The sequence below is a fragment of the Streptomyces sp. NPDC058239 genome (genome assembly GCF_042882185.1).
In the GTDB taxonomy this organism is placed as follows: domain Bacteria; phylum Actinomycetota; class Actinomycetes; order Streptomycetales; family Streptomycetaceae; genus Streptomyces.
In genome coordinates this window covers 344702-369398 of the sequence record NZ_JBHVWS010000001.1, presented here as the reverse complement: position 1 = coordinate 369398, position 24697 = coordinate 344702, and the positions used below count along the sequence as shown (strand labels likewise).

The window sequence follows — 24697 nt, the reverse complement described above, 5'->3', positions numbered from 1 at the left end:
AGGCGAACGAGTGCCGGGTGCCGCCCCGGCCGTACGGAGCGAGCGGCACCCCCGCATCCGCCCGGGTCAGTCCGGCAGGCCCCAGCGCGTCCATGCCCCGTTCGACGGCACATCGCGCGGTCCCCTCCCGGGGTGGCGCGCGCCATGCGGAGTGACCGTCGCCGTGCCACCGCGCGGCAGGGCGACCGTGATCCGGCCCGGTCCGGTCTCCCGCCAGTGCAGCGGGCGCCCGTGCGCGTCCCGTACGTCGATCCGACCCGCGATGGAGTGGTCCAGGGTCAGCGGGGCGCCCGCCTCGCTGTGCACCCGTACCCAGCGCGTGGCACCGCCGGAGCGGTCGGCGTCCACCAGGAAGGCGCCCTGGGTGCGCAGTGACGCGATCGACGCGTCCGCCCAGCGGTCCGAGACGGACGGGAAGACCTTCACCACCCCCTCGTGGCCCTGCACCACCATGTCGAGCATCGACTGGGCGGCGGACAGCGGGCTCTCCAGGGCGAGGTTCTTGCCCTCCCGGTACATCGTGTTGACGGTCATCTGGCAGTCCGCGACCACCTTCAGATCGGTGAAGAAGGTCAGGAAGTCGAGGGCCTTCTCCGGCTCGTCCATCACCGAGTACATGGACGAGGCGGTGGCGTAGCTGTAGCCGTGCCACAGCTGCTGCATGGAGACCCAGTGGTCCATGGAGCGCTGCATCACATCGCGGTCCCCGGCCAGGTCCCAGTTCCGTTCGCGCAGCGGGTAGAGCCAGAGCAGATGCGAATGGTGCCGGTGCGAGTCGGCGAGCGGGACGTCCTTGCCGATCATGACGCCGGCCGCCGGGTCCTCGGCGTACGGGGTGAGCCTTTGGTCGATGTCCTGCCAGCGTTTCAGCCGCGGATCGTTGTTGCGCAGCAGCTTCGCCGACGCGATCAGGGTGCGCACACCCCAGCGGACGAGCGAGAGGTCGTAGGTGCAGTCCTCGGCGTTGGCGTACTCGGGGGAGCGGGTCTCCAGCAGATGCAGCCTGCCGTCCGGGCCCTCGTGCAGGAAGTGCGCGTAGAAGTTGATGGCCTTCGCGAGGATCGGATACACCACATCGCGCAGGACGGACAGGTCCATCGAGTGCCGGTAGGACTGCCAGACGTTGTGCAGGGCCCAGGTGAGATTGCCGAAGTTGTCGGAGACGTGGTCCGAGCCCGGGGCGCCGACGTCGTACGTATCGCCTGCGCGCAGCTGCCAGTCGGAGGGGTGGCCCAGCGCGTAGCTCTCGCCGTCGCGGTAGTCGACGGGGACGGAGGTCGGGAGGTTGTGCTCGAAGCGGCGGAAGGCGCCCGTCACCGAGTCGAGTTCTGGGTGGTTGGAGCCGTGGATGGGTGCCATGCCGATCTGGACGTTGAGGTTCCACCAGACCGCGGTCCAGTTGTTGCCGACCTCGGGGAACCACGGGCCCCATTCGGAGATCGTCGGACCCTCGGCCCTGGTCGAGGCGGCGAGCTTGTAGAGCTGGGTGAGATAGAAGCTCTGCAGCCGCTTGTCCGGTACGGAGAGGAAGCTGCGCCGGTAGTACGCGTGCCACCAGGTGCGGTGGCGGTCCACCAACCGGTCGGGGTCGGTGGCGAGGGTGCGGTCCACGGCCCTCAGCGCGGCGGTCGTGGCCTGCGACACCTGGCCGGGGAAGCGGTGGACGAGGTGTGCGGCGAGCAGCCGGCCGGTGCCCTCGCGCTGCTCGCGCCAGGCGGTGGTCCAGCCGCCGCCCGCGAGCAGCGGCTGCTCGACGAAGCCGTCGCCGACCCGTGGGTCCGGGTTGGCCGTGTAGTCCTCGGGCTTGCCGCTGCTGCGGGTGGTGGCGGCGGGCAGCCACTGGAAGGACCAGGCGGCGGACTCCTCGCCGGGGGTGGGTCCGGTGGAGATCAGCAGGGCGCTGGTGTCGTTCTGCACGAGGGCGGAGAACTCCAGGGAGCCGCGCGTGGTGGTGACGGTGCCGCGCAGCTCGGCGTCGTACAGATCCAGGGTCCAGTCGACGGCGGTGATCTCCCCGGCGAGGGTCAGGGTGAAGTACCCGATGGGAAGCCGGGAGAAGCCGATGCCACCGCGCCACTGGCCGCGCTGGTCCTGCACCTGGCTGTGACTGAGCATCAGCTTCAGGGTGTTGGCGGTCTTTCCCGCGTACAGCTGGGCGCCGAGGTAGCCGTTGGCGAGGAAGGGGGCCTGCTGCCAGCCGGTGGGGAGCGTCCGCCAGGTCATGGCGGCGTCGCGGACGGTCTTCTCGTATATGCCGGCGTCCGGATGGCCCGTCGGTGCGGGCGCGGCTGCGGCCCATGCGGTACGGGAGCCGGCGAGCCAGAGCGCGGATGTGCCGGCGGCGGCGCCGACGAAATGCCTTCGGGAGAACGCGGTCACGTGATTTCTCCTGTCAGTCATGTATGTGGTGAGGGTTCTTGTCCCTGAATGACGCACGCCGCATACTGCCCGCCCCGGGGAGGTAGCGGAAGGGGGCTGACGGCATAGACATCGGAGGAATGATCGGTCAGAGAGGCGATATGGAGGGGGTGTTGTCTGGATTGCGGGCCTTGCGTGGCAGGCTTGAAGTCCAGATCGACCGATCAAAGAGGTCGGCTCGCCGCATTCCGGAAGGCACCTCGTGGACCAAATGGCACTGCTCCTCCTGCTGTTGCTCGGAGCTGTGGTCACGGTGCCACTGGGGGAGCGTCTCGGACTGCCCGCACCGGTGCTGATGACGCTCGCCGGAGTCGGTATGGCGTTCCTCAGCTTCGTGCCGAATGTGGACATCCCGCCCGAGATCATTCTTCCCGCGCTGCTGCCGCCGCTGCTCTACGCCTCCGTGCAGCGCACCTCCTGGCGGCAGTTCGCCGCCAATAAACGACCGATCTTTCTGCTGGCCGTGGCACTGGTCTTCATCACGACGGCCGCCGTCGCCGCAGTCGCCAACGCGATCGTTCCCGGACTGCCCATCGCCGCCGCCGTGGCGCTCGGCGCGCTCGTCGCCCCGCCCGACCCGGTCGCCGCGACGGCCGTCGCGGGCTCGGTCGGGCTGCCGCGCAGACTCGTCTCCATCCTGGAGGGCGAGGGGCTGTTCAACGATGTGACCGCGATCGTGCTGTACCACGTGGCGATCGCCGCCGCGGTGAGCGGCACGTTCTCGCTGCCGGAGGCGTTCGGGCTGCTGATCCTCTCCGCGGTCGTCGCCGTGGCGGTGGGTGTGGCGCTCGGCTGGATCACCATCAAACTCATGGGCCTGCTCGGCGATGCCACGCTCCAGGTCGGCCTCACCCTGCTGGTGCCGTTCGTGAGCTATGTCCTCGCGGAGGAGCTGATGGGGTCGGGTGTCCTCGCCGTCCTCACCACCGCGCTCTTCCTCGCCGAGCACACCGCCGACGCCGACGACGTACTCGGGCGGCTCACCGGCCGTACGTTCTGGGAGATCGTCGACACCCTCGTCACCGGGGTCGCCTTCGGGCTGATCGGCCTCGAACTGCACAACGTCTTCGGGACGGCAGACGGGCGCGAGCTCCAGATGCTCGGCTGGGGTCTGGCCGTCGTCGCGGTCGTCGTCGGCGTACGGCTGCTGTATCTGCTGCCCGCGACCTGGCTCGCCAAGCGGCTGCACACCCGGCGCGACGTCAGCGAGGAGATCCCCACCAGCTGGCGGGAGACCGTTGTCATGTGGTGGTCCGGGATGCGGGGAGTGGCCTCGGTCGCCCTGGCGCTCGCGATTCCGCTGAAGACGGACGACGGGAAGCCGTTCCCGGGCCGTGACGAGATCGTCTTCATCGCCTTCGCCGTGATCATGGCCACGCTCGTCGTCCAGGGACTCACCCTGCCGTGGCTGGTCCGCAAGCTACGGGTCCGGGCGGACACGGACGTCGAGGAGGCGCTGGAGAAGGACCTCGCGATCCGTGCCGCGAAGGCCGCGAAGCAGCGGCTCAAGGAGATCCGGGAGGTCGAGGAGTTCCCGGACGAGGTCGCGGAGCGGCTGCAGCGGCTGGCGTACGACGTGGGGGCGCGGATCAGCCCCGACATGGTCGACGACGAGCGCCGCGAGGCGTACGCGAAGCGCGCCGAACGCTTCAAGGCGGTCAACCGCGTCCAGCGCGAAATGATGTCGGCCGCCCGCCACGAGGTGCTCTCGGCCCGCAACGAGGCGGGCACGAACCCGGAGGTCGTCGACCGGGTGCTGCGGCAGCTGGACGTACGCAGCCTGCGGTGACGTGGCGCCCGCGCCCGGTCAGCCGCGTCCCGTGCGGGGGGACTTGTCCCAGCCCGTCGGTTTCTCGTCCGTAGGGTGGGGAGAGTTGGGCCACTCGTCGCCCGGCGGAAGCGTCGCGGGCGCCGTCGCGATCCTCGGCAGTGCGTAGGGATGGTGGTCGCGCAGCCAGCCGATGAGCTGCTCCCGCACGGCACAGCGCACCGTCCAGATGTCGTCCGCGTCCTTGGCCGTGACCACCGCGCGGACCTGGATCGTCGACGGCGTGGTGTCCGTGACCGCCAGGGACCAGTTACGGCCGTCCCAGGCGGCGCACTCGCCCAGGATGTCCCGCAGCTGGTCACGCATTGCCGCGACCGGGGCCGAGTGGTCGAGATGGAAGAAGACCGAGCCGGTCATCTGGGCGCCGCCGCGCGACCAGTTCTCGAACGGTTTGCTGGTGAAGTACGAGACCGGCATCGTGATCCGCCGCTCGTCCCAGGTCCGTACCGCGAGGAAGGTCAGCGTGATCTCCTCGATCGTGCCCCACTCGCCGTCCACCACCACCGTGTCGCCGATCCGCACCATGTCGCCGAAGGCGATCTGCAGCCCCGCGAAGAGATTGCCGAGCGTCGACTGGGCCGCGATGCCCGCGACGATGCCGAGCACACCGGCCGAGGCCAGCATCGAGGTGCCGAACGTCCGCATCGCCGGGAACGTCAGCAGCATCGCGCCGACGGCGACGGTCGCCACGATCGCGGTGACCACCCGCTGGATCAGCGTCACCTGCGTACGGACCCTCCGCACCCGTGCCGGATCGCGGGTGCTCGCCGCGTACCGGGCGTAGACGGAGTCGACGACGGCTGCCGCGATCCGCACCACCAGCCAGGCCGACGTCCCGATCAGCACCAGAGTCAGGACCTGGCCGATCCCGGCCTCGTGGTCCTGGACGAGTCCGAGCCGGGTGTGGGTGTACGTGCCCCGCAGCAGCGCAGTGCACAGGGTCAGCTGCAGCGGGATCCGGCAGCGCCGCAGCAGACCCCACAACGGCGTCTCGTGGTGCAGGCGGTCGGCCCGTCTGAGCAGCAGATCGACCAGCCAGCCGACCAGCAGCGTGATCACGACCGAGCCGCCGACGACGATCAGCGGACGCAGCACGATCTCCATCCTGTCGTTCTCCATGCTCCCGACCGTAGCTGGCACCATTGGCCTCATGAACATCATGCTTTTCCACTCGACGTACGGTCTGCGCCCCGCGGTGCACGCGGCCGCCGACCGGTTGCGCGCCGCCGGGCACGAGGTGCAGGTGCCCGATCTCTTCGAGGGGCACACCTTCGAAACCGTCGAGGAAGGCATGGCCTTCAAGGAAGAGGTGGGCAAGGACGAGCTGCTCAGGAGGGCAGTACTGGCCGCCGCGCCCTACTCCGACCGGGGTCTGGTGTACGCGGGATTCTCCTTCGGGGCGTCCACCGCGCAGACCCTGGCGCTCGGCGACGAGAAGGCGCGCGGTCTGCTGCTGTTCCACGGCACCTCGGACATCGCCGAGAACGCCACGGTGGACGAGCTGCCCGTCCAGCTGCATGTCGCGGACCCGGACCCGTTCGAGACGCACGACTGGCTGAACTCCTGGTATCTGCAGATGCAGCGGACCGGTGCCGATGTCGAGGTCTACCGCTATCCGGGCGCGGGTCATCTCTTCACGGACCCCGAACTGCCGGACCACGACGCGGCCTCGGCCGAGCTGGCCTGGAAGGTCGCGCTCGGCTTCCTCGCCACGCTGTGACCGTGCGAAGGGCCCCGCACAGCGCTGGGCCCTTCGCACGGACTGGGCGGATCAGCCCCGGTAGGCGGTCCAGCTGTCGCTCATCCGCTGCACCTGACCAGGGGTGAACTGGTACATGCAGGAGTCGTACGTGTAGTCCATGAAGTTGTGGATCGGGTCGACCCCTGTCTTGTTGGTGCAGGTGTCGCGCCCGGTCGGGCACTCGAACGCGGCGCTCTTCTCGGCGGGCGTGTCGGAGACGTAGTCGCCGTTGCCGTTACAGCCGCCCTGGAAGGTGTGGTAGAGCCCCATCCAGTGGCCGACCTCGTGGGTGGCGGTGTCGCCCTCGTCGTAGTTGGTGGCGGAGCCGCCGGGCAGCGAGGCGTCGAGGATGACGACGCCGTCCATGCTCGGGCTGGAGGCGTACGAGCTGGGGAAGGTGGCCCAGCCGAGCAGGCCGCCGCCGAGGTTGGCGGTGTAGATGTTGAGCGCGTTCTTGCCGCCCTTGCGCAGCGTCGACTTCATCGACTTCTCGGCGGCGGAGCCCGAGGAGAGGTTGTACCAGGAGGCGTTGTCCGTGTAGTCGGTGCCGGCCAGCGAGAACTGGAAGCCGGAGTCGGTGTTTCCGGTGCCCTGGCCGCTGTAGGCCGCGTTCAGCACGTTCATCTGGCTGCTGATGTCGCCCGCGGTGAGCTTGCCGGTGGTGCCGGAGTGGATGACGTGGAAGTAGACCGGGACGGTCGCTCCGGCAGCGAGCGTGGAGCCGCTGACCCGGCGGGCCGCGAGTCTCTCCTTGAGCTGCGTGTCCATGGCCTTGGCCTGGGACGTGGTGAGTTCATTGGGGTCGGCAGCGTGGTTGGTGCCCGAGGGGCGGGCCTCGCGCGCGGTGGCGCCGGTGCTCGCCTCGCTCGCGCACTTCTCGGCGGATGCGGCGGACGCGGAGGAGGGGGACGCCTTTGCGGCGGCGGAGCCGGTGGAAGCGGAGAGCGGTGCCAGGGCCAGGGTTCCGGCCAGGACGGCGGTGCCGATCGCACGGTTACGTATACGCGGCGATATACGGGCAAGAGTGCGCACAGGGACTCCTCGCGGATGTGTGGGGGGAGGGATTTCCTCACCCGCCGCCGGGAGATTACGTGCGCATGTCAGATCTTGAGGAGAATCGATCAAGCCCAATCAATCATGGGGCAAACCGGGGAAACGGGAAGAAATAATTCTGCGTGTTCCAGAGTTTGAGACGCGGACGTAACGTCCCGCGTTACCCCGGCGGGTGGTGTGTCCCCATTGGAGTCGGGAGACACGCCACCCGCCGTAGCGATGTAATGCGCCGTCAACATGGACCGCAGTGGCTGAAAATAGACCCTCAACGCACCGGGCGGTCCGCGCGCTCGACCTTCTGCGTCCCACTGAGCGTCCGGTACGAACGCGTCCAGGCGGAGGTCGCGTCCCGCTTCGTCTTGTCGGAGACCACGTAGTAGTCCATCTGTGAGCGCTCGGCGGTCACATCGAGGACGCCGTAGCCGTGCGAGTCCGTGTCCACCCACTTCACATGACGGTTGGCGGCCTTGACCGCCGCGCTCGCGACCACCGAGACGGTCCCCGGCGCGACATGCAGGATGTCGTCGAGATTGTCCGAGGTCACCGACGTCACCACGAACTCGGTGGCGGCCGACGCCGAGAGCGGATACGTCGCCGCCTTCACCGGTACGTCATTGGCCCATGCCATGTGGATGTCGCCGGTCAGGAAGACCGTGTTGGTGATCGACCGGTCCCGCAGATGCGCGATCAGCTCCTTGCGGTCGTCGGTGTAGCCGTCCCACTGGTCGACGTTGACGGCAAGGCCCTCCGTGGGCAGCCCCAGCAACTCGGCCAGCGGCTCCAGCAGATGCGCGGGTACGGAACCGAACGCGACCGGCGAGATCATCACCGACGTACCGACCAGCTTCCAGGTGGCGTCCGAGCCGGCCAGGCCCGACTTCAGCCAGTCCAGCTGCGCCCGGCCGGTGATCGTGCGATCCGGGTCGTCGACCGAACCATTGCCGATCGCCGACTGCTGGGAGCGGAAGGTGCGCAGATCGAGGAGGTGGAGATCGGCCAGGTTGCCGAAGCGCAGCCGCCGGTAGACGGTGCCCTCGGTGGAGGCGCGGACCGGCATCCACTCGAAGTACGCCTGCTTGGCGCCGGCCGCCCGGTCGGCCCAGGCGCCCTCCGTGCCCGGCGTGTGGTTCTCGGCCCCGCCCGACCAGGCGTCGTTGGCGAACTCGTGGTCGTCCCAGATCGCGATCACCGGGTGGGCGGCGTGCAGGGTCTGGAGGTCGGTGTCCGTCTTGTAGTTGCCGTGCCGGGTGCGGTAGTCGGCGAGGGTCAGGATCTCGTGCTTCGGCTCGTGCGGCCGTACGACGTACTTGGCGTCCGGGTAACTGCCCGACGCGTACTCGTAGATGTAGTCGCCGAGATGCAGCACCGCGTCGAGATCGGCGCGGGCGGCGAGATGCCGGTAGGGGGAGAAGAACCCGGACTCCCAGTTGGCGCACGACACCACCCCGAAGCGCACACCGGGCGTGGCGGCTCCGGCCGCCGGCGCGGTGCGGGTGCGGCCCGCCGGCGAGAAGGTGCCCGTGCCGTCGCCCGCCGAGAAGCGGAACCAGTAGGCGGTGGCCGGGCTCAGCCCCCGCACATCGGCCTTGACGGTGTGGTCGGAGGCGGCCTTCGCGACAGTTGTTCCCCGGGCCACGACGCGTGCGAACTCCTTGTCCTCGGCGACCTCCCAGCGCACCGCCGTATCGGCGCCACGGCCTGAGCCGGGCACGGCGTCGGGGGCCGGGGTGACGCGGGTCCACAGGAGTATGCCGTCGGGGAGGGGGTCGCCGGAGGCGACGCCGTGCAGGAAGGCGGGCCCGTCCGCGGCACGCGCGGTGGTGGCGGCGCCCAGCACGGGGGCGGCGACGGCGGTGGCGGCAGCGGCCTTGACGACCGTGCGGCGGCTGGGGGCGGATATCGGCGAAGGAAGGTGTCGACTGGTCACGGAGGAGAACCCTACTGACCGGTAAAGCGAACGGGCAGGCGAACGAAGGAAGTTCGCCTGCCCGTCGGAGAGCCGCTGCCGGGAGTTTGCCGCTAGCCCTTCAGAGCGGCGGTGATCGCGGTGTTGAAGTCGGCCACCGTCATCGGCGCGTTCTTGCTGCCGTCCGTGCCGGTGAGCGTCTTGCCGTCCATCTTCAGCGTCGGAGTGCCCTGCACACCGCTCTTCTCGAACGCCGCGGACATCTTCATCGCCCAGTTGTCGTACGTACCGTCCTTGACGTCCTCCTGGAACGCCTTGTTGCCCTTCAGGGCGTCGACCGTGTCGGCGACCTTGATCAGGTACGCGTCGTCCTTGAACTTGTCGTCGGTCTCCTCCGGGTGGTACTTCGCGGAGTAGAGCGCGTACTTGTAGTCGAGGAAGGCGTCCGGGCTGACATCGAGCGCGGCGCCGAGCGCGCTCAGCGCCTTCTTCGAGCCTTCGCCGTTGCTGGCGTTGTCGATGAACGTGGCACCGATGTACTTGATCTTGTACTTCCCGGCGTCGACGTCCTTGTGCACCGTCTCGCCGACGGCCTGCTCGAACGAGGCGCAGACCGGGCAGCGCGAGTCCTCGTACAGCTCCAGGGTCTTCTTGGCGGTCGACTTGCCGATGACGACGGTCGTGCCGTTGTCGCCCGAGGTGTTCTTGGGCGCGGTCACGTTCTTCGCGTCCGCGGCCGCCTCCCAGCGGGACGGCTTGTTCAGCTGCATGACACCCCAGGTCGCGGCGCCCACGACCGCCAGCACGCCGACGACCGAGACACCGACGACGATCTGCCTGCGGGCCTTGTCCTTCTTGGCCTGGCGCTCGCGCTCGGCGCGCAGACGCTCACGGGCCGCCGCCTTGTTGGCCTGGCTGTTGCGGTTGCTCATGTTCTTTTCTCCATGGTGTGGGTGATACGTCTTCAGGGATGTACGTGCTCAGACGATGGCGCAGGCCGAGCGCGGCGGTCCCCTCCGTCCCACGGAGTGCACGAGCAGACGGGCGTGTACGAGCAGGTGCGGGCCGCATCCGGCGGGGCGCACCCTGCGGCGTACGGAGCGGCGGGCCGTACCCACCACGGCGACCGCGATCAGCAGCGGACAGAAAGCCAGGGCGGCGACCGCTCCCAGCAGGCCGACGAGCGCGGACTCGCCGCGCCGCAGCCAGGCCGCGGCGAGCAGACCGACCGTCACATGGGCGGCGAGCAGCAGCCACGGCACCGCCGGACCCGGGGAGGCCAGCAGCGCGGCTGCCGTGTGTCCGCCGCCGGTCACCGAGGTGAGCGGGGTGCCGACGTCACCGACCCGGGGTGCGTGGGCACCGATGTCACCGCCGCCGCACAGCACATCGACGCCGACCGAACGCAGCGGCCCCGCGATCGGGCCGCCTGCCGCGCCGTAACAGAGGTGCTGGCCGGTGGTGAACACGGTGTCGGCGGCCAGTTCCAGCGGGACCAGCAGTCCGGCGATCGCCCCGAAGCCGCGCTCCCGGCCGGCCAGCGCGTACGCCACGGCGAAGACCACGCCGGCCAGCAGGGCGACGACGGTCAGCGGCAGCGCGACCTGGGAGAGCAGCACATGGGACGCAGCGGAGAGCGTCACGACGAGCGCTGTGAAAAGCGCCGCGCGAACGACTCTGAGCTGCGTCCCGGATATGTCCATCGCCGAGGAGTGTCGCATGCGAACCTGTAAGCGACCCCTGAAGGGGCCCGGTCGCGTGCGGAGCCCTACAGCCCCGGGATGCGGCCGTTGCGGAAAAGATCCACAAAGATCTGGTGGTCGGCACGGGCCCGGGCGCCGTAGCTGTGGGCGAAGTCCACCAGCAGGTCGGCGAAGCTCTCCTCGTCCGCCGCGATCGCCGCGTCGATCGCCCGCTCGGTGGAGAACGGCACCAGCGAGTGGCCGCTCTCGTCGTCCGCCGCGGAGTGCATCGTCGCCGTCGCCCGGCCGAGGTCGGCCACGACCGCGGCGATCTCCTCCGGCTCGTCGATGTCGGACCAGTCCAGATCGACCGCGTACGGAGACACCTCGGCGACCAGCTGTCCGGCCCCGTCCAGCTCGGTCCAGCCGAGCCACGGGTCGGCGTGCGCCTGCAGGGCGCGCTGCGAGATGACCGTGCGGTGGCCCTCGTGCTGGAAGTACTCGCGCACGGCCGCGTCGGTGATGTGCCGGGAGACCGCGGGGGTCTGCGCCTGCTTGAGATAGATCACCACATCGTTCTCCAGGGCGTCGCTGTTGCCCTCCAGAAGGATGTTGTACGAGGGCAGCCCGGCCGAACCGATACCGATGCCACGACGGCCGACGACATCCTTCACCCGGTACGAGTCGGGGCGGGTCAGGCTCGACTCCGGCAGCGTCTCCAGATAGCCGTCGAAGGCGGCCAGCACCTTGTAGCGCGTCGCCGCGTCCAGGTCGATCGAGCCGCCGCCCGCCGCGAACCGGCGCTCGAAGTCCCGGATCTCCGTCATCGAGTCCAGCAGCGAGAACCGGGTCAGCGACCGGGCGTCGCGCAGCGCGTCCAGCAGCGGGCCCTGTGCCGTGTCCAGCGTGAAGGGCGGTACCTCGTCGTTCTTCGCGCCCGTCGCCAGTGCGTGGATCCGCTCACGGTAGGCCGCCGCGTAGACCCGGACCAGCTCGGTGATCTGGTCGTCGCCCAGCGCCTTCGCGTACCCGATCAGCGCAACGGAGGCGGCGAACCGCTTGAGGTCCCAGGTGAACGGGCCGACGTACGCCTCGTCGAAGTCGTTCACATTGAAGATCAGCCGGCCGTTGGCGTCCATGTACGTGCCGAAGTTCTCCGCGTGCAGATCGCCGTGGATCCACACCCGGCCGGTCCGCTCGTCGAGGTACGGGCCGCCGTGCCGCTCCCGCTCCAGGTCGTTGTAGAACAGGCATGCCGTACCCCGGTAGAAGGCGAACGCCGAGCCCGCCATCTTGCGGAATTTGACCCGGAAGGCAGCCGGATCGGCGGCCAGCAGCTCCCCGAACGCGGTGTCGAAGACCTCAAGAATCTGCTCCCCGCGCTGCGCTGCGCCGGTCTGCGCTTCCGACATCTCTGGGTGCCTCCTGGTACCTGATGTGCGTGACGACGTACATGACAAAAGGGACGGGTGTACTCGCCCTTCCAACGCGTGACCGTATCCCGGAGTGCCCGTCGTCCGTCACCTCGAAGACGTAGACTTCCACGCTGTCCCCCCAGCCCGTCATCGTCCGTTTCCCGGAGGCACAGCGCCGTGACCAAGCCGCCTTTCACGCACCTTCACGTCCACACCCAGTACTCGTTGCTGGACGGTGCCGCGCGGCTCAAGGACATGTTCGCTGCCTGCAATGAAATGGGCATGTCGCACATCGCGATGACGGACCACGGCAACCTGCACGGTGCCTACGACTTCTTCCACTCGGCGCAGAAGGCGGGCGTGACGCCGATCATCGGGATCGAGGCGTATGTCGCTCCGGAGTCACGCAAGCACAAGCGGAAGATCCAGTGGGGTCAGCCGCACCAGAAGCGCGACGACGTCTCGGGTTCGGGCGGTTACACCCACAAGACGATCTGGGCGTCGAACGCGACGGGGCTGCACAACCTCTTCCGGCTCTCCTCGGACGCGTACGCCGAGGGCTGGCTGCAAAAGTGGCCCCGTATGGACAAGGAGACCATCGCCCAGTGGTCCGAGGGCCTGATCGCCTCCACCGGCTGCCCCTCGGGCGAGGTGCAGACGCGACTGCGGCTCGGCCAGTTCGACGAGGCGGTCCAGGCGGCCTCCGACTACAAGGACATCTTCGGCGAGGGCAAGTACTTCCTGGAGCTGATGGACCACGGCATCGAGATCGAGCGCCGGGTCCGTGACGGGCTCCTCGAAATCGGCAAGAAGCTGAACATCCCGCCGCTGGTGACCAACGACTCGCACTACACCTACGCGCACGAGGCCACCGCCCACGACGCCCTGCTCTGCATCCAGACCGGCAAGAACCTCTCCGACCCGGACCGCTTCCGCTTCGACGGCACCGGCTACTACCTCAAGACGACCGACGAGATGTACGCCGTCGACTCCTCCGACGCCTGGCAGGAGGGCTGCGCCAACACCCTGCTGGTCGCGCAGCAGATCGACACCGCCGGCATGTTCGAGAAGCGCGACCTGATGCCGAAGTTCGACATCCCGGACGGCTACACCGAGATCACCTGGTTCCAGGAAGAGGTCCGGGTCGGCATGAACCGCCGCTACCCGGGCGGTGTCCCCGACGACCGGCAGAAGCAGGCCGAGTACGAGATGGACATCATCATCCAGATGGGGTTCCCGGGGTACTTCCTGGTCGTCGCGGACTTCATCATGTGGGCGAAGAACAACGGCATCGCGGTCGGCCCCGGCCGTGGTTCCGCGGCCGGCTCGATCGTGGCGTACGCGATGGGCATCACCGACCTCGACCCGATCGAGCACGGACTGATCTTCGAGCGGTTCCTCAACCCCGAGCGTGTCTCCATGCCCGATGTCGACATCGACTTCGACGAGCGTCGGCGCGTCGAAGTGATCAGGTACGTGACGGAGAAGTACGGCGCCGACAAGGTCGCCATGATCGGCACGTACGGCAAGATCAAGGCGAAGAACGCCATCAAGGACTCCGCCCGCGTCCTCGGCTACCCGTACGCGATGGGCGACCGGCTCACCAAGGCCATGCCCGCCGACGTCCTCGGCAAGGGCATCGACCTCAACGGCATCACCGACCCCAAGCACCCGCGCTACAGCGAGGCGGGCGAGATCCGGGGGATGTACGAGAACGAGCCGGACGTGAAGAAGGTGATCGACACCGCGAAGGGCGTCGAGGGCCTGGTCCGGCAGATGGGCGTGCACGCCGCAGGCGTCATCATGTCCAGCGAGCCCATCGTCGACCACGCCCCGATCTGGGTGCGGCACACCGACGGGGTCACCATCACGCAGTGGGACTACCCGCAGTGCGAGTCGCTCGGCCTGCTCAAGATGGACTTCCTGGGCCTCAGGAACCTGACCATCATGGACGACGCCGTCAAGATGGTGGAGAGCAACAAGGGCGTCAAGCTGGACCTGCTCGGCCTCCCGCTGGACGACCCGAAGACGTACGAAATGCTCTGCCGCGGCGACACGCTCGGCGTGTTCCAGTTCGACGGCGGTCCGATGCGCTCCCTGCTGCGCCAGATGCAGCCCGACAACTTCGAGGACATTTCCGCCGTCTCGGCCCTGTACCGGCCGGGCCCGATGGGCATGAACTCGCACACGAACTACGCCGAGCGCAAGAACGGCCGCCAGGAGATCACCCCGATCCACCCGGAGCTGGAGGAACCGCTCAAGGAGGTCCTCGGCCTGACCTACGGCCTGATCGTGTATCAGGAGCAGGTGCAGAAGGCCGCCCAGATCGTCGCCGGCTACTCGCTCGGCGAGGCCGACATCCTGCGCCGCGTCATGGGCAAGAAGAAGGCCGACGAGCTGGAGAAGAACTTCGTTCTCTTCGAGGCCGGCGCCAAGAAGAAGGGCTTCTCCGACGCGGCGATCAAGGCGCTGTGGGATGTTCTGGTCCCGTTCGCCGGATACGCGTTCAACAAGGCACACTCCTCCGCGTACGGCCTGGTCACCTACTGGACCGCGTATCTCAAGGCGAACTACCCCGCCGAGTACATGGCGGCGCTGCTGACCTCGGTCAAGGACGACAAGGACAAGTCGGCGGTCTATCTCAACGAGTGCCGTCGTATGGGCATCAAGGTGCTGCCGCCCAATGTGAACGAGTCGCTGTCGAACTTCGCCGCGCAGGGCGACGACGTGATCCTCTTCGGCCTCACGGCCGTCCGGAACGTGGGTCAGAACGTCGTCGACTCGATCATCCGGTGCCGCAAGGCGAAGGGGAAGTACGGCAGCTTCCCCGACTTCCTGGACAAGGTCGAGGCGGTCGTCTGCAACAAGCGCACCGTCGAATCGCTGATCAAGGCCGGCGCCTTCGACGAGATGGGCCACACCCGCAAGGGCCTGGTCGCCCACCACGAGCCGATGATCGACAACGTGGTGCAGGTCAAGCGCAAGGAGGCCGAGGGCCAGTTCGACCTCTTCGGCGGCATGGGCGAGGAGGAGAGCGACGAGCCGGGCTTCGGGCTCGACGTGGAGTTCTCCGACATCGAGTGGGAGAAGTCCTACCTGCTGGCCCAGGAGCGCGAGATGCTCGGCCTGTACGTCTCCGACCACCCGCTCTTCGGTCTGGAACACGTGCTGTCCGACAAGGCCGACTCCTCGATCTCCCAGCTGACCGGCGGGGAGCATTCCGACGGTGCCATCGTCACCGTCGGAGGCATCATCTCCGGCCTCCAGCGCAAGATGACCAAGCAGGGCAACGCCTGGGCCATCGCCACCGTCGAGGACCTGGCCGGATCCATCGAGTGCATGTTCTTCCCCGCCACCTACCAGCTGGTCTCCACCCAGCTCGTCGAGGACACCGTCGTCTTCGTCAAGGGACGTCTCGACAAGCGGGAGGACGTGCCCCGGCTCGTCGCCATGGAGATGCAGGTCCCCGACATCTCGTCGGCCGGCACCAACGCCCCCGTGGTCCTGACCATCCCCACGGTCAAGATCACCCCGCCGATGGTCAGCCGCCTCGGCGAGGTCCTCAGCAACCACCGGGGCGACACCGAGGTGCGGATCAAGCTCCAGGGCCCCCGCAAGACCACGGTGCTCCGGCTCGACCGGCACCGGGTGAAGCCCGACCCGGCGCTCTTCGGTGACCTGAAGGTGCTGCTCGGACCGTCCTGCCTGGCCGGCTGAGCCGGTTCACGGTCTACGCACAAGAGGGGCGCCCCGCGAAAGCGGGAGCGCCCCTCCCGGCCACCCGGCCTGCGGACCGGAGATCTGCCCGGTCAGTTGTGGCCGAAGCGCCGCTGGTGCTTACGGGCAACATCGGCGGGGCTGCCCTGGGCTTGCGACTGAGGCTGTATCTGCGACTCGTACCCAGTCGACTTGGGCTCTTCCGCACCGCGCTCCGGACGGGACGTCGCGCGGTTCTGCTGGCTGCTCTGCTTGCGGTTCTTGTTCTTGGCCATGGTGTTCCTCCTACGGGGACTCTCGGGGCCAGGACCGCGTTCAGATTCACATAGCGGGGTAAAGCGTGCATGTTGGATCATTACCGTGCGTAGTAAGGGGGTATCATGCGCCGTTTTCCGGATCCGCCACGCCGATGATCGAGTTCCGGCCGTCAACCCCTGCGCGGTCGGGCAGACTCGAAGGAAACCCTTGGCAAAGACCACACCCGAACTTCTGGAAGAGGGTGGAACGCGTGGACCGTTGCGTCGTCCTGGTGGACGCCGGCTACTTGCTGGGTGCAGCCGCGAGTCTGCTGGCCGGGGAGCCCGCCCGTTCCCGCATCACCGTCGACCACGCGGCCCTCATCCGGGGCTTGCGCGAGCTGGCACAGGCCGATACACAGCAGCCACTGCTGCGGATCTACTGGTTCGACGGCGCCCCCGACCGCGTACCGCAGCCCGAGCACCGCAGACTTCGTGTGATGCCCCGGGTGACCGTCCGGCTCGGTGCTCTCACCCGCAGTGACGGGCGCTGGGCGCAGAAGGGCGTCGACGCCGCGATGCACGCCGAGCTCACCGAACTGGCCAGGAACCGGGCCTGCTCCGACGTGGTGCTGGTGACCGGTGACGGCGATCTGCTGCCCGGCCTGATGTCCGCCAAGGAACACGGCGTCGCCGTCCATCTGTGGGCGGTCCAGGCCGCCGACGGCGACTACAACCAGTCCGAGGACCTGGTCGCCGAGGCCGACGAACGAAGGGTGCTCGACCGGGCCTGGATCACCCAGGCCGTACGGGCCAAGGAGACCGGCGGCATCTGCGCCCCGCCGCCCGCCCCCCGACCGGAGATCGCTGCGATCCTCTCCGCACCGCTGCCCGAGGCGGCCCTCGCAGCCTCCGCCGAGCGGGCATCGGAGGCCCAGGCTGCGGCCACCCGCAACGGTGAGGTGCCGCCGCCCGAGGAGAGCTCCACCGCCGACCGGCCCGGCCACGGTGGAAGGGGCGTCCCCACGCCCAAGGACCTGGCGGGCAGCCTGCGCGGCCCCGGCGCCCAGCCCACCCAGCCTTCGCCCGCCAACGCCACACTGCGCTGGTCCTCCGACAAGGGCTGGATGGAGCGCGGCGGACCGCTGGGCGAGCCCGCCGAAACCGCGTCCCTCCCGACGCTGGCCCAGCTCACCAGTGCCGAGCAGCGCTGGGCGGACCGGGAGGAGGACATCACCACCGTGGGCGGCGACCCCTTCGAGGTGGGCCAGGTCTTCGCCCGGCGCTGGATGGAGCGGCTGCCGGAGACCGCCCATCTGCAGAAGCTGTCGACCATGTATCCGCGCATCCCGCACCGCATCGACGGCGAACTGCTGCGGTACGCGGCACGGTTCGGCCTGCTCGCCCACAAGGACGACCAGATCGACGAGCACGACCGCTACGCGATCCGGGCCGGATTCTGGCGGGAGATCGATGTACGGGCCGCGGCGGAACACGCCCCGGCGGTGGAGCGGACGAGCCCGTCCGGCGACTGACGGCACAACGGTCACGCGGGCGGGCAACCCGGCCCGCGATCGCGGCGTCGACGTCCGACCGGCATGGCCCCGGGCGCAATACGGGGCATCCGACCCCGTACTCTCGTACCTCGTGAGTACGGGCACAGCACAGGCGCAGACGGCGACCGGGACCGTGTGCGCGGTGCGTGATCTGGTCAAGACCTATCCCGCTGCCCGCGGCCGCCGCGGTGCACCCGCCACACCCGAGGTGCGCGCCACCGACGGGATCAGCCTGGATGTGCGGCGTGGCGAGACCTTCGGTCTGCTCGGCCCCAACGGCGCCGGAAAGTCCACCCTGGTGCGGCAGCTCACCGGGCTGATGAGGCCCGACTCCGGCAGCGTCACCATGCTGGGCCACGATCTCGTACGCCATCCCGAGCGGGCATCCCGGCTGATCGGTTACCTCGGGCAGGAGTCCACCGCCCTCGATGAGCTGACCGTCTCGCTCGCCGCCGAGACCACCGGACGGCTGCGCGGCCTCGCGGTTCGGGACGCCCGCGCCGAGCGCGACGACGTACTCGAAGAACTCGGCCTCACCGAGATCGCGGGACGCCCCCTGAAGAAGCTCTCCGGCGGACAGCGGCGGCTCGCCTGCTTCGCTGCCGCGCTGGTCGGCGAGCGGCCGGTGCTGGTGCTGGACGAGCCGACGACCGGCATGGACCCCGTCGCGCGGCGCGCCGTCTGGGCCGCCGTCGACCGGCGCCGGGCCGAACGCGGCACGACGGTGCTGCTCGTCACCCACAACGTCATCGAGGCCGAGACGGTTCTCGACCGGGTCGCCGTGATCGAGCGCGGCAAGGTCATCGCCTGTGACACGCCGACCGGGCTCAAGGAACGTGTCGCCGGCGAGGTCCGGGTCGAGCTGGTGTGGCGCGAACGGGCGCCCCTGGACGTGCCCGAAGTCGCCGCGCTGCGTGGCTCGGCCCAGGAGTCCGGGCGGCGCTGGGTGCTGAGGCTCGGTCCCGACGAGGCACGGGCGGCAGTTGCCGCCGTGACCGGCGGCGCGGCCTTTGCCGCACTCGACGACTTCACGCTGGCGACGCCCAGCCTGGAGGACGTCTATCTCGCGCTCGGCGGGGACGCGACCAAGGGGCTGGTGAAGTCATGACCGCTGCGGGCGGGGGGACCGGATGCGCATGCGCGGCCGGGCAGGGAGCGAACAGGAGCAGCGCCAGGTGACGAGCATCGTTCCCGCGCGGGCGGTGACCGGACCCGTCCGGACCGCCGATGACGGCCGTGCCGGCCGCGACGGCCAGGAGGGGGCAGCTCCCGCGCCGCTCGCGCCACGGGCCCGGCTGTTCCCCTCGCTCGCGGCCGTCTACCGTGCCCAGCTGTCCAGGGCCAGGGTCGCCCGTATCCCGCTGCTCTTCGTCGCGACCTTCCAGTCCGTCGGGATCATGGTGCTGATGCGCGGGGTCGTCGACGGCGGCTCCGAGGCGCGCGCCGTCGTCGCCGGATCCAGTGTCCTCGTGGTGGCCTTCGTCGCGCTCAACCTGCTCGCCCAGTACTTCGGGCAGCTGCGGGCCGGTGGCGGACTCGACCACTACGCCACCCTGCCGGTACCGCCCGCCGCGGTGGTGCTCGGTGCGGCCGGGGCGTACGCCTCCTTCACCGTGCCCGGCACGATCGTCACGGCCGTGGCGGGGAGCGTGCTGTTCGGACTGCCGCTGACGCATCTGTGGGTGCTCGTTGCCGTCATCCCGCTCTCCGGGGCGGCGCTCTCCGGGCTCGGTGCCGCGATGGGGCTGCTCGCGCCCCGGCAGGAGCTGGCCACGCTGCTCGGGCAGCTGGGTATGTCGGCGGCGCTGCTGCTCGGCGTCCTGCCGGCCGACCGGCTGCCCGGGCCGATCGGCTGGGCCCGCGATCTGCTGCCCTCCACGTACGGTGTCGAGGCGCTCTCCCGGTCCTTCGACGCCCACCCCGACTGGGCGGTCGTCGCACTGGATCTCGCGGTCTGCGCCGTCGTCGGCGTCCTCTCGCTGGCTGCGGCCACCTGGGCGTACCGCAGGGCAGCGGTCCGGTGAGGCGCGGCACAGGGACGCCTGGCACGATGGCAGGGTGACCGCACCTCTGACGCCGCCTCACCAGCCCTCGTCCAACGACCCCTGGCAGACCCCGCCGCAATGGGGTGGGCCGGGCGGTCCCAGTGGCCCGGGCGGCTCCCACTCCGGCAGTCCGCTGGAGTCGCAGAAGGAGCGGGATCTCCGGTCGGTTCTGCTGCGGGCCGCTGTCGTCACCGTTCTCGTGACCGCTGCGGGCATCGGGCTCGGACTCCTCTGGCTGTGGCTGGCCCCGCGGGTTCCGCTGATCTCCGACGGCACGGCCGTCTACCTCAGCGACAGCGAGGGCGAGGAGGCGATCGGCGCAGACGGTACGTTCGTGCTGCTGGCACTGGCCTTCGGTGCTCTCTCCGCGGCGCTGGTCTTCTTGTTCCAGCGGCGTGGCGGTATCGCCCTGGTGGTGGGGCTCGCGCTGGGCGGGCTGCTCGGTTCGCTGCTGGCCTGGTGGCTGGGGGTGTCGCTCGGGCCGAACCAGGACGTGGTCGCGCACGCGCGGGCGGTCGGCAAGGGTGTGATCTTCGATGCGCCGCTCAAGCTGCGGGCGAAGGGGGCGTTGCTGGCGTGGCCGCTGGGGGCGATGGCGGTTCATCTCGGGTTGACGGCGTTGTTCGGGCCGCGGGATCCGGAGCCGGAGTGGGGTGTGTTTCCCGGGTGGGCCGCGGGTGGGCCTGTGCCGGGAGCGGGGCCGTCGCCCGCGGGCGGGGATGTGCCGCCTGTGCCGCCGGCTGAGTCCTAGGCGGGGTGCGGGGTGGGCGGCCGCGGGGCTTTTCCCCTGCCCGCCCCTTCCCGAACCGGGACTCCGCCCCGGACCCCGGTCCTCGAACGCCGGACGGGCCGAAAGCGCCCTCAATCGCGGGGTCGAGAAGTGCCCAGGGCGGCTACCCCCGGCCGATCTCCGCGAACACCGCCCCCGTGAGGGACGCCAGATCCGCGGGGGAGAGTTCGACCTCCAGGCCGCGGCGGCCCGCCGAGACGCAGATTGTTTCGTGGGACTGCGCCGACGCGTCCAGCACGGTACGCAGCCGCTTCCGCTGGCCCAGGGGGGAGATGCCGCCCCGTACGTAGCCGGTGGTGCGTTCTGCGGCTGCCGGGTCGGCCATCGCGGCTCGTTTGCCGCCCACCGCGGAGGCCAGGGCCTTGAGGTCCAGGGAGCCGGCCACCGGGACGACCGCCACGGTGAGTGTGCCGTCGACGTCCGCGACCAGGGTCTTGAAGACCCGGTCGGGGGAGACGCCCAGCGCCTCGGCCGCCTCCTCGCCGTAGGAGGCCGAAGCCGGGTCGTGGTCGTAGGAGCGGACGGTGAACGCCGTGCCCGCCGCGGTCAGTGCGACCGTTGCCGGGGTGCCGCCGGACTGCTGCTGCTTCTTCGGCTTCTTCGCCACGGGGGAGGGTCCTCGGGTCGGTCGGTCGTCAGTCAGTTGGGGTGGGTCGGGGCACGCGTCAGGTCCACCGCGGGCAGGGACGGCAGATGCCGGATGACGGCGGTCTCGGAGCGCAGCAGCGTCAGTTCCTCGCGCAGCCGGGTCGCGGTGTCGGGTGCCTGGAGCAGCCGCTGCTTGCACGGGATGTCGAATACGGCCGCCGCCGCGACGAGGTAGGAGACGACGGAGGGGTCGTCGGGCAGGTCCGCACCCGTCGTCAGGGAGCGTTCGCTCGCCCCGGCCAGTCGCTTCTGGTAGTTGCGGAAGGCCCGCAGGACGCCCTCCGCGAGTGCGCCGGCCTCCTCGCCGGGTTCCTCGTCCAGCTCTTCGAGTTCGGCCGTCAGATAGGGGCCGCTCGCGTCGACGGAGAGCAGCTTGACCCGGGTGGTGCCGGTCGCGAGGACCTCGAAGCTGCCGTCCGGCCGTTCCCGGATCTTCGCCGCGTCGGCGATGCAGCCGACCCGGTGGAAGGTCTGGATCGGGTCGGGGCCGAAACCGTCCGCGGGACCGCGCTCGGCGGGGGTGCTCACCGCCTCCGGCATTCCGGCGGCCGTCGGGGCGACCTCGCGGCCGTCGCGGATCGCGACCACCGCGAAGCGGCGGGGTTCGTCGTCGTCGGTCTTCAGCAGCTCGCGCATCATGGCGCGATAACGCTCTTCGAAGACGTTCAGCGGCAGCACGAGGCCGGGAAACAGCACCGCGTTCAGCGGGAACAGAGGCAGGCGAGCGGTGGTCACAACGGTCAAGCGTAATGGCCGCGGGGCCGACCGCGGTCGGCCCGGCCCGGCAAGGGCGTCGCGCAGGCCACCCGGAGCCGCGCCTCGTCCCTCGTGTCGAGGAACCGGCCGAGCGGATCGTCGGAGACCGACGACCACGGGAACGACGTCGCATGGAGTCCGATCTGCCGGAACTGTTCCAGCGCCTCGCCCCAGCGGCCCCGCGCGACCAGCACGAATGCCAGCAGGTTGCGGACCCCTGCGGGCCAGGGATCGCCGGGCGCGAACGAGGCGGACAGCGTGATCGCCAGATCCGCTGCCGCGTCGATCCGTTCCTCCTGCACCGAGGTGGTCCGTACATCCGGCCCCTCGATCAGCAGGGCGAAGGCGGCCCGCAGCGGCAGCGCCTGCACCAGCGAGCTGGGCAGTGAGTCCTCGGCGGCCCGCTCGGCGAAGTCGAAGCACTCGCGGTGCGAGCCGTACCAGGCGGCGGAGAGGTACCGCAGCGCCGCGACATGGCAGCCGTAGTGGTGCGACGAGCGCTGGATCGCCTGCTCCCACAGCGCCTCGAACATGGTGTGCGTGGCATGGGTGCCGCGCGCATGGTCGAGCGCGAGCCGCCACGGCACCGGGTCGCGGGGGTCGCTCTCGGCCGCCGCGGTGATCAGCGGTCCCACCTCGCGCAGCTGTTCTGCCCGGACGGGCGACTCCCAGGCCCGGCGGACCGCCAGCTCGGCCTTGACGAGCAGCGCGTCCGGGTCGTGCGGTGCGGCGGCGAGCCAGTCGGTCAGCCATCCGTCGCGGTTGCGGGCGAACGTGACGAGCCGGCCGAGGTAGCGGTCCCGGTTCTCCCACTCGGCGCCGTCCCGGGTGGTGGCGAGGAGTTTCGCGGCCGGTTCGTACTCCCCGAGGGCGGCGGCGACAAGCGCCGGCGAGAGCCGTTCGTCGGGGGCGTCGAGCAGCACCGCGTCGTCCGCGGGCAGTCCGGCGGGCCCTTGGGGGGAGTGCCGGATCGTGCGCGCGGTACGGAGCAGAGCGCGAAGGAATGACATGGTGCAGACCATTGAAAAGCGCTGGTCGGGACGGCGCCAGGGGGGTGCTGTGAAGCTTTGGTGCCGAGTGGATGGGTTGTATCGAGCCGGGTCAATAAAAGGTAAAGGAAAGCGGGGAATCTGGCTTGTTTCCACTGATCCGGCCATCGGTCTTCGACACTTCGGCCGTGGCTCGGCAGATCGTTCGACCACGGCCTCCGGTCACCACGACGGCCACTGCGCAGAAGGGCTTCGGCCGGTCGGACGGTCGGTCGTCCGGCCGGCCGTGGCCGGATTCCGGTCAGCCCCGGCGCAGCAGCCGTGAGGCGCCCGCCGCGACCGTAGTGGCCAGTATCCAACCCAGCAGGACGAGCACGGCCGCCGCCCACTGCCAGACGCCCTCCATCCGCCAGTAGCCGTCCTGGCCGAGATTGATGACCGGCACCAGCAGATCGAGCGCGTACAGCGCCGGATTCCACTGCGGATGCTCATCCTGTTTGATCGCCGCCGGGACGTGCTGGGAGAAGGCCAGCGCACCCGCCGCCCAGAGCACCGCCATCCACACCGCGGCCCGCCCCGGCCGGTAGCCGTACGCCACCGTCCAGTCCTGCAGGAAGCCCCAGAGCTTCGCGGCGGGGGGCAGCGTCTCGCGGCGCCGCCGCTGCTTGGCCAGCAGCACCTCGCGGGCGTCCGCGTCCTCCCCGCAGTTGCGCAGCACCGTGGCGAGGCGTTCGTACGGCTCCGGTACGTACTCCGGGGTCGCCGCCGCCACCCACTCCAGGCGCCGGGAGAGCGGGAAGTGCCCGTACGGGACGAGGTTCTCGTACACGAAACCGCCCATCGCCAGACCGCCGGGCCCCGGCCAGCTGGTCGACACATCGATCAGCGTGACGACCTTCGCGCCGTTCAGCACGACCCGGCCCTCCTCCGGCCGTTCCGCGTTGAAACGCAGCTCCGGGGTGACGATCCGGCGCAGCGACAGCTCCTCGTGCCTGGCCAGTACGAACCGTGCCTTGTGCAGATCGACCGCGTCGCCGAACCGTCCGTCGTCCAGGCGCACCCCGCCGCGGCACTCGAAGATCTGCGAACGCGTACCGCGCGCCGGGGTCGGCGCCATGACGATGCCGTACGGGGGAGTGGTGCCCTGGTTCCCGGTGTCGATGCTCACCCACGCCTCGCTCATGTACAGCGTCCGCTCCACGGTCAGCTGAGGGGCGTTCAGTGCGCGCCGCCCCTCCCTGCCCCGCAGCCGGCTGCCGCGCAGACTCAGCGAACCGCCGACCTTCGCCCCGCGCAGGCTCAGCTCGCCGCGCGCCTCGACCATCTCCGCCTGCAGGTCCTGGGCGACCGCCAGCCCGTCACCGGCCAGGGCTCGCCCATTGCGGTCGGGGCCGATCTCGATCTGGTTGATCAGCAGATCGGTGCCGATCTGTGCGTCGGTGAGCCGGATCCCGCGCTTGATGCGGCAGCGGGGCAGATGCAGATCGCCCTCGGTGCGCAGCCGGGCCGCCTCCAGCCGCGGCATCGCGCAGCCGACCATCCGCAACGTCGTGAAATGGCATTCGGGCAGCACCACCTCGCTCTCGAAGCGGCAGCCGGTCAGCTCGACATACGGCGCGACGCGCCCGCCCGCGAGATCCAGCGTCCCGGTGATCCGTACACCCCGGAGCTTCAGCGCGGCGACCCGGCCGGGCCGTGGCGGCGGCCCGGACAGCAGCAGCCGGGCGACGACGCGCCCGTCCACACTGCGCTCCGGTCCCCAGGTGCGCGGCGCGAACGGATCGTCCCGCGCCGGGTCGCGGGCGCGCAGATCGTAGGTACTGCCGTTCCGGAAGGCCTGCCACATGCCCAGTTCGGCCGCGCTGAGACCGTCCGGAAAATCGCCGTCGTGCGGTTCGGTCACGGGTGCCCCTTCCG

The 24697-nt window shown here is 69.8% G+C and carries 19 protein-coding genes; 7 read left to right on the top strand and 12 right to left on the bottom strand.

Going from position 1 to position 24697, the window contains the following annotated elements:
- Window positions 1-66 precede the first annotated feature (66 nt).
- Window positions 67-2379, bottom strand: a complete 2313-nt coding sequence (locus tag ACFVYE_RS01720) for a hypothetical protein (protein WP_389603569.1) — start codon at window positions 2377-2379, stop codon at window positions 67-69.
- Window positions 2380-2620: 241 nt separating this feature from the next.
- Here ACFVYE_RS01720 and ACFVYE_RS01715 point away from each other — a divergent pair, with 241 nt between their 5' ends.
- Window positions 2621-4207 carry a Na+/H+ antiporter gene (locus tag ACFVYE_RS01715; protein ID WP_389603567.1) on the top strand — a complete coding sequence of 529 codons (1587 nt, stop codon included), beginning with the start codon at window positions 2621-2623 and terminating at the stop codon, window positions 4205-4207.
- 18 nt (window positions 4208-4225) lie between these two features.
- Here ACFVYE_RS01715 and ACFVYE_RS01710 read toward each other — a convergent pair whose 3' ends face one another.
- Window positions 4226-5350 (bottom strand): mechanosensitive ion channel family protein, encoded by a 1125-nt coding sequence (locus tag ACFVYE_RS01710; RefSeq protein ID WP_389603720.1) that lies wholly within the window; start codon window positions 5348-5350, stop codon window positions 4226-4228.
- 46 nt (window positions 5351-5396) lie between these two features.
- Here ACFVYE_RS01710 and ACFVYE_RS01705 point away from each other — a divergent pair, with 46 nt between their 5' ends.
- Window positions 5397-5966, top strand: coding sequence for a dienelactone hydrolase family protein (locus ACFVYE_RS01705; protein WP_383968673.1), 570 nt, complete (start codon window positions 5397-5399; stop codon window positions 5964-5966).
- 51 nt (window positions 5967-6017) lie between these two features.
- On the opposite strand, the gene ACFVYE_RS01700 is transcribed toward ACFVYE_RS01705, so the two are convergent.
- From ACFVYE_RS01700 to ACFVYE_RS01680, 5 genes are all read right to left on the bottom strand, one after another.
- The gene (locus ACFVYE_RS01700; protein ID WP_389603565.1) at window positions 6018-7019 is read right to left on the bottom strand and encodes a zinc metalloprotease; all 1002 of its coding nucleotides are present in this window, start codon (window positions 7017-7019) and stop codon (window positions 6018-6020) included.
- A 286-nt stretch (window positions 7020-7305) separates the two neighbouring features.
- Window positions 7306-8967 (bottom strand): alkaline phosphatase D family protein, encoded by a 1662-nt coding sequence (locus ACFVYE_RS01695; protein WP_389603563.1) that lies wholly within the window; start codon window positions 8965-8967, stop codon window positions 7306-7308.
- A 92-nt stretch (window positions 8968-9059) separates the two neighbouring features.
- Window positions 9060-9878 carry a DsbA family protein gene (locus tag ACFVYE_RS01690; protein ID WP_383968664.1) on the bottom strand — a complete coding sequence of 273 codons (819 nt, stop codon included), beginning with the start codon at window positions 9876-9878 and terminating at the stop codon, window positions 9060-9062.
- A 48-nt stretch (window positions 9879-9926) separates the two neighbouring features.
- Window positions 9927-10649 carry a hypothetical protein gene (locus tag ACFVYE_RS01685; protein WP_383968661.1) on the bottom strand — a complete coding sequence of 241 codons (723 nt, stop codon included), beginning with the start codon at window positions 10647-10649 and terminating at the stop codon, window positions 9927-9929.
- Window positions 10650-10714: 65 nt separating this feature from the next.
- Window positions 10715-12040 carry a DUF2252 domain-containing protein gene (locus ACFVYE_RS01680; RefSeq protein ID WP_383968658.1) on the bottom strand — a complete coding sequence of 442 codons (1326 nt, stop codon included), beginning with the start codon at window positions 12038-12040 and terminating at the stop codon, window positions 10715-10717.
- 180 nt (window positions 12041-12220) lie between these two features.
- Between ACFVYE_RS01680 and dnaE the strand changes: the two genes are divergently transcribed.
- Window positions 12221-15760, top strand: coding sequence for a DNA polymerase III subunit alpha (gene dnaE, locus ACFVYE_RS01675; RefSeq protein ID WP_383968655.1), 3540 nt, complete (start codon window positions 12221-12223; stop codon window positions 15758-15760).
- 92 nt (window positions 15761-15852) lie between these two features.
- On the opposite strand, the gene ACFVYE_RS01670 is transcribed toward dnaE, so the two are convergent.
- Window positions 15853-16035, bottom strand: coding sequence for a hypothetical protein (locus ACFVYE_RS01670; protein WP_383968652.1), 183 nt, complete (start codon window positions 16033-16035; stop codon window positions 15853-15855).
- 224 nt (window positions 16036-16259) lie between these two features.
- Here ACFVYE_RS01670 and ACFVYE_RS01665 point away from each other — a divergent pair, with 224 nt between their 5' ends.
- The 4 genes from ACFVYE_RS01665 to ACFVYE_RS01650 all read left to right on the top strand — a co-directional run bounded on the left by ACFVYE_RS01665 (window position 16260) and on the right by ACFVYE_RS01650 (window position 20348).
- A complete protein-coding gene (locus tag ACFVYE_RS01665) occupies window positions 16260-17531 on the top strand; it encodes an NYN domain-containing protein (RefSeq protein WP_383968648.1) in 1272 nt (423 codons plus the stop codon).
- A gap of 154 nt (window positions 17532-17685) precedes the next feature.
- Complete coding sequence (locus ACFVYE_RS01660) at window positions 17686-18660, top strand: ABC transporter ATP-binding protein (RefSeq protein ID WP_383968701.1); 975 nt, start codon at window positions 17686-17688, stop codon at window positions 18658-18660.
- Window positions 18661-18847: 187 nt separating this feature from the next.
- Window positions 18848-19576 carry an ABC transporter permease gene (locus ACFVYE_RS01655; RefSeq protein WP_383968698.1) on the top strand — a complete coding sequence of 243 codons (729 nt, stop codon included), beginning with the start codon at window positions 18848-18850 and terminating at the stop codon, window positions 19574-19576.
- Between the two features lie 34 nt (window positions 19577-19610).
- Complete coding sequence (locus ACFVYE_RS01650; protein ID WP_383968645.1) at window positions 19611-20348, top strand: ABC transporter permease; 738 nt, start codon at window positions 19611-19613, stop codon at window positions 20346-20348.
- 142 nt (window positions 20349-20490) lie between these two features.
- Here the strand turns inward: ACFVYE_RS01650 and ybaK are convergent, their stop codons facing one another.
- The 4 genes from ybaK to ACFVYE_RS01630 form a co-directional block, all read right to left on the bottom strand.
- On the bottom strand, window positions 20491-20994 hold the full coding sequence (gene ybaK, locus ACFVYE_RS01645) for a Cys-tRNA(Pro) deacylase (RefSeq protein ID WP_383968642.1): 504 nt from the start codon (window positions 20992-20994) through the stop codon (window positions 20491-20493).
- Between the two features lie 32 nt (window positions 20995-21026).
- On the bottom strand, window positions 21027-21770 hold the full coding sequence (locus ACFVYE_RS01640) for an LON peptidase substrate-binding domain-containing protein (protein WP_383968639.1): 744 nt from the start codon (window positions 21768-21770) through the stop codon (window positions 21027-21029).
- A 5-nt stretch (window positions 21771-21775) separates the two neighbouring features.
- Window positions 21776-22813: a hypothetical protein gene (locus ACFVYE_RS01635; RefSeq protein WP_383968636.1), complete on the bottom strand. Its 1038-nt coding sequence runs from the start codon at window positions 22811-22813 to the stop codon at window positions 21776-21778.
- A gap of 268 nt (window positions 22814-23081) precedes the next feature.
- Complete coding sequence (locus tag ACFVYE_RS01630; protein ID WP_383968633.1) at window positions 23082-24683, bottom strand: oxidoreductase; 1602 nt, start codon at window positions 24681-24683, stop codon at window positions 23082-23084.
- Window positions 24684-24697 lie beyond the last annotated feature (14 nt).

Coding starts and splice junctions, on each gene's coding strand:
- ACFVYE_RS01710 (WP_389603720.1), bottom strand. CDS start 5,350: ATGGAGATCGTGCTGCGTCCGCTGATCGTCGTCGGCGGCTCGGTCGTG.
- ACFVYE_RS01705 (WP_383968673.1), top strand. CDS start 5,397: ATGAACATCATGCTTTTCCACTCGACGTACGGTCTGCGCCCCGCGGTG.
- ACFVYE_RS01690 (WP_383968664.1), bottom strand. CDS start 9,878: ATGAGCAACCGCAACAGCCAGGCCAACAAGGCGGCGGCCCGTGAGCGT.
- ACFVYE_RS01685 (WP_383968661.1), bottom strand. CDS start 10,649: ATGGACATATCCGGGACGCAGCTCAGAGTCGTTCGCGCGGCGCTTTTC.
- ACFVYE_RS01680 (WP_383968658.1), bottom strand. CDS start 12,040: ATGTCGGAAGCGCAGACCGGCGCAGCGCAGCGCGGGGAGCAGATTCTT.
- ACFVYE_RS01670 (WP_383968652.1), bottom strand. CDS start 16,035: ATGGCCAAGAACAAGAACCGCAAGCAGAGCAGCCAGCAGAACCGCGCG.
- ACFVYE_RS01635 (WP_383968636.1), bottom strand. CDS start 22,813: ATGGTCTGCACCATGTCATTCCTTCGCGCTCTGCTCCGTACCGCGCGC.